Raw genomic sequence first — 4,676 nt, 5'->3', positions numbered from 1 at the left:
CCCGGCGCTCCGCTCTTGCCCCCGGCCGCGCGCGGCGAGGCGCGGCGGGGCGGGGCGCGGCGGGGTGCGGCGGGGCGCCGGGGGCGCGCCTCGCTTTCGCCGTCGGCGCCTCGCTCCGGTGTCGGCGCAGGTCACGGGGGTCGACACACGGCGCACGGGCGGACTCGCGCCCAACCCTTCACCGTAACCCGGTTCGCCCCGCGGAGTGCTGTCAGGTTCCGGCCATAACAACCTCGGCCATCCTCCTAGGCGGGCACGAGAGATGAAGTTACCTTCGCGTTGCCCACCCCGAACCGGACAAAGGAGCAGCCGGTGGCACAAATCAGGAAAACCTTCGCCATGGGCGCGGCCGCGGCCGCGCTCGTCGTCGGCTCCGCGACGGCCTCGACCGCGGCCGGCACCGCCATCCACTCGGGCTCGGCCACCGGGCCCCTGTTCTCGGGCAACGTCAGGGCGACGCTGCTCGGGACCGCGACCGTCACCACCTCGCTCGGCGGCGGCTCCTGCAACCAGTCCACGATGAGCGGCTCGGTGAACTCCGCCGGCAGCGGCTCGATCACCGCCGCGTCGTTCACCAACAACCCCGGCCCCGCGTGCCCGGGCGGCGGCGGCACCGTCGCCGTGACCGCCCAGAACCTGCCCTGGACCGCGACCGTCACCTACGACCCGAACCACACCGGCGGCCGCGACGGCACCCTGACGATGGCCGGCTTCAAGGTCAAGGCCGTGGCCAGCATCCTCGGCGGGATCACCTGCTACTACGGCGGCAGCGCGGTCGCCAACGGCTACAACCCCAACAACGCCTCCCGGCCCGACACCACGGTCAACCAGGCGCAGATCAAGCTGAACAACGTCTCGATCCCCGTCCAGTCCGGCGGCAGCTTCCTCTGCCCGTCCACGGCGACCGTCACCGCCGCGTACCAGCTCCTCGGCGAGAGCTCGCCGGGGTCCGGCTCCTACACGACCCAGCTGTGGGTCGCGGCCTCCTGAGGCCCCGCTCCCCCGCGGCGCCATGACCGGCGCGTCCATCCCGAGTCGTCCCCGGACGCGCCGAGGGGCCGTCTCCCCGCGGGGAGACGGCCCCTCATGACGTCCGTCCGCGCCGCGTCACCGCCCGCCGGGATCGGTACGGCACCGGGGCGGGCGGGCGGGCGCGGCGGGGCGTCAGCAGCCGACGAGCTGGGCGGCGAGGAACGACTCGACCTGGCTCAGCGAGATGCGCTCCTGGCTCATGGTGTCGCGCTCCCGGACGGTCACCGCGTCGTCCTCCAGGGTGTCGAAGTCGACGGTGACGCAGAACGGAGTGCCGATCTCGTCCTGGCGGCGGTAGCGGCGGCCGATCGCGCCCGCGTCGTCGAAGTCGACGTTCCAGTTCCGGCGGAGCTGGGCGGCCAGGTCACGGGCCTTCGGCGACAGGTCGGCGTTGCGCGACAGCGGCAGCACGGCCACCTTGACCGGGGCGAGCCGCCGGTCGAGCCGCATGACGGTGCGCTTCTCCAGCTTGCCCTTGGCGTTCGGGGCCTCGTCCTCGGCGTAGGCGTCCATCATGAACGTCAGCGTGCAGCGGTCGACGCCGGCCGCGGGCTCGATCACGTACGGGACGAACCGCTCGCCCGCCTCCTGGTCGAAGAACGACAGGTCCTGGCCGGACGCCTTGGCGTGCGTGCTCAGGTCGAAGTCGGTGCGGTTCGCCACGCCCTCCAGCTCGCCCCACTCCTTGCCGGAGAAGCCGAACCGGTACTCGATGTCGACGGTCCGCTTGGAGTAGTGGGACAGCTTGTCCTTCGGGTGCTCGAACAGCCGCAGGTTGTCCTTCTTGATGCCGAGGTCGCTGTACCACTGGAACCGCTCGTCGATCCAGTACTGGTGCCACTCCTCGTCACTGCCCGGCTTGACGAAGAACTCCATCTCCATCTGCTCGAACTCGCGGGTGCGGAAGATGAAGTTGCCCGGGGTGATCTCGTTGCGGAACGACTTGCCGATCTGGCCGATGCCGAACGGGATCTTGCGGCGGGCCGACTGCTGCACGTTCAGGTAGTTGATGAAGATGCCCTGCGCGGTCTCGGGCCGCAGGTAGGCCAGGCCCGACTCGTCCTCGATCGCGCCGAGGTAGGTGCGCAGCATGCCGTTGAACATCTTCGGCTCGGTGAACGCGCCCTTGACGCCGCAGTTCGGGCAGGTCACGTCGGCCAGGCCGTTCGGCGGCTCCTGGCCGTGCTTCTCCTCGTAGGCCTCGGTCAGGTGGTCGGCGCGGAACCGCTTGTGGCAGGACTGGCACTCGGTCAGCGGGTCGACGAACTCGCGGACGTGGCCGCTCGCCTCCCAGACCTCGCGGGCCAGGATCACCGAGGAGTCGAGGCCGACGACGTCGTCGCGGCCCTGCACCATCGACTTCCACCACTGGCGCTTGACGTTGTTCTTCAGCTCGACACCGAGCGGGCCGTAGTCCCAGGAGGCGCGCAGTCCGCCGTAGATCTCGCTGGACGGGAACACCAGGCCCCGGCGCTTGCTGAGATTGATGATCGTGTCCATCACGTCGGAACGGCGTGCCATGGCTGTTCTCCATCCGGCTGGCGGTCGGCGGGATAGTTCGTCACGCGCCCTGCCGTCTCGGACGGAGGGCGACGCGTGATCCCCGTTGGTCGTGCTCAGTGGTCGTGCGCAGTGGTCGTGCCCAGCGGCCCTGATCAGGTGGCCTGCTCAGGTGACGCCGCCCGGGCGGTCGTGCCGGAGCCGCCGCGATCTCTGCGGAGCGGCGCTCCGGGCGGCCCTCCCCAGCTTAGGGCACCCGGCCGGAGAGCCGGACTCGATATCCCCCGCCCGCGCGGGACGGTCCGGGAGCCGCCGCCGGGAGCGGCTGGGAGGATGGTCCGATGATCGCGATCACCCGGTTCCGGGTCCCCGCCGAGCGCGCCGAGAGCTTCGCCGCCGAGATGGCGGCCCTCCTGTCCGACCTCGCCACCGGGCCGGGGCACCGCGCGGGACGGCTCGTCCGCACCGTGGACGACCCGGAGCTGTGGGCACTGATCACCGAGTGGGACGGCGCGGGCTTCTACCGCCGCGCGCTCGGCGCCCCCGGCGTCCGGATGCGGCTCATCCCGCTCGCCGCCATGGCGATCGACGAGCCCGGCGCCTACGAGGAGGTCCTCTGAGCCCCGGACGGCCCCTGGGCTCCGAAGACCGCCGCTGAGGCGAGGGCGTCCTTCGGAACCTCGCGCGAGGTGTCGCGTCCGTCACTTCCGTGATGACGGTTTTGACAACCGTTTTCATTTTGTCCAGACTTGGGGCGTGCTCACGATCCGCTCCTCCCGGCGCGCCCCGCGCCGCGCGCTGCCCCTCGCCACCGCCGCCGCCACCGCCGCCGTCCTGGTCGGGACGCTCGGCCTGACCGCGTGCGGGGCCGGGGACGGCGGCAGCGGCGGGCGGACCAAGGTCGTCGCCGGCTTCTACCCGATGGCCTGGCTCGCCGAGCGGATCGGCGGCGACGCCGTGAAGGTCGAGACGCTGACCAAGCCCGGCGCCGAGCCGCACGACCTGGAGCTCACGCCCCGGCAGATCGCCCACGTGCAGAGCTCCGACCTCACCCTCTACATCCGGGGCGTCCAGCCCGCCGTGGACGACGCGGTCGCCAAGCGCGCCAGGAACAAGTCGTTCGACGCGGTGACGGCCGTCAAGACGCTGCCCGCGCGCGACCTCGGCGAAGAGGAGGCCCACAGCGACTACGACCCGCACGTGTGGGTCGATCCCGCTCGCATGGCCGCGATCGCCAAGGGCGTCGGCGACCGGCTGGCCGCCGTCGACCCGGACCGGGCGGCCGGCTACCGCAGCCGCACCGGCGCGCTCGTCACCCAGATCAACGCCCTGGACGCCGAGTTCACCACCGGCCTCAAGACCTGCAAGCGCCGGACGATCGTCACCTCGCACGCCGCGTTCGGCTACCTGGCCGACCACTACCGCCTCACCCAGGTCCCGGTGGCGGGCGTCGATCCGGGCGCCGAGCCGTCCCCCAAGCGGCTGGCGCGCCTCGCCGACCAGATCAAGACGACGGGCGCGACCACGGTGTTCACCGAGACGCTGGTCAGCCCCAAGATCGCCGACGCGCTGGCCCGGGAGGCGGGCGTCCGGACCGCCGTCCTCGACCCCGCCGAGGGCGTGCGCCCCGGGTCGTCCGACGACTACCTGTCGGTGCTGCGCCGCGACCTCGCCACCCTCCGTCCCGCCCTGGAGTGCTCGTGACCCCGCCCCCCTTCGCGATGACCTCCGGCCGCGTCCGCCTGGACGGCCGGGAGGTGCTCGCCGGCGTCGACCTGCGGGTCGGCGCGGGCGACGTGCTCGCCCTCACCGGGCCGAACGGCTCCGGGAAGTCCACGCTGGTCCGGGCGCTGCTCGGGCTGCTGCCGCTCAGCGGCGGACGCACCGAGATCTACGGCCGCACCCCGGCCCGGTTCCGCGACTGGAAGCGGATCGGCTACGTCCCGCAGCGGCTGCCGATGGGCGGCGGCGTCCCGGCGACCGTCCGGGAGGTCGTCGCGTCCGGGCGCACCGCCCGGCAGTCCCGGTGGCGCCCGGCGTCGGCCGCCGACCGGGCCGCGGTGGACCGCGCGCTCGCCGCCGTCGGCCTCGCGGACCGCGCCCGCGACTCCGCGCACCTGCTGTCCGGCGGCCAGCAGCAGCGG

Annotated in this window: 5 protein-coding genes; 4 read left to right on the top strand and 1 reads right to left on the bottom strand. The window is 72.8% G+C overall.

The features are described 5' to 3' along the window. The first annotated feature begins 312 nt into the window (after positions 1-312). Positions 313-990: a hypothetical protein gene (locus AB0J52_RS28035; protein WP_500185401.1), complete on the top strand. Its 678-nt coding sequence runs from the start codon at positions 313-315 to the stop codon at positions 988-990. Between the two features lie 174 nt (positions 991-1,164). Here AB0J52_RS28035 and AB0J52_RS28030 read toward each other — a convergent pair whose 3' ends face one another. Next, positions 1,165-2,553 (bottom strand): glycine--tRNA ligase, encoded by a 1,389-nt coding sequence (locus AB0J52_RS28030; RefSeq protein ID WP_500185399.1) that lies wholly within the window; start codon positions 2,551-2,553, stop codon positions 1,165-1,167. A 320-nt stretch (positions 2,554-2,873) separates the two neighbouring features. Here AB0J52_RS28030 and AB0J52_RS28025 point away from each other — a divergent pair, with 320 nt between their 5' ends. The 3 genes from AB0J52_RS28025 to AB0J52_RS28015 form a co-directional block, all read left to right on the top strand. After that, positions 2,874-3,152 carry an antibiotic biosynthesis monooxygenase family protein gene (locus AB0J52_RS28025; RefSeq protein WP_500185397.1) on the top strand — a complete coding sequence of 93 codons (279 nt, stop codon included), beginning with the start codon at positions 2,874-2,876 and terminating at the stop codon, positions 3,150-3,152. 136 nt (positions 3,153-3,288) lie between these two features. Next, a complete protein-coding gene (locus tag AB0J52_RS28020; RefSeq protein ID WP_500185395.1) occupies positions 3,289-4,236 on the top strand; it encodes a metal ABC transporter substrate-binding protein in 948 nt (315 codons plus the stop codon). A 17-nt stretch (positions 4,237-4,253) separates the two neighbouring features. Next, positions 4,254-4,676 (top strand): ATP-binding cassette domain-containing protein (locus AB0J52_RS28015; RefSeq protein ID WP_500185403.1); only part of this gene is annotated, 423 nt, incomplete at its 3' end.

It is taken from the genome of Spirillospora sp. NPDC049652 (assembly GCF_040675125.1).
Taxonomy (GTDB): Bacteria; Actinomycetota; Actinomycetes; order Streptosporangiales; family Streptosporangiaceae; genus Spirillospora.
The sequence above is the reverse complement of the archived record's forward strand: the minus strand, read 5'-3'. Positions and strand labels throughout refer to the sequence as shown.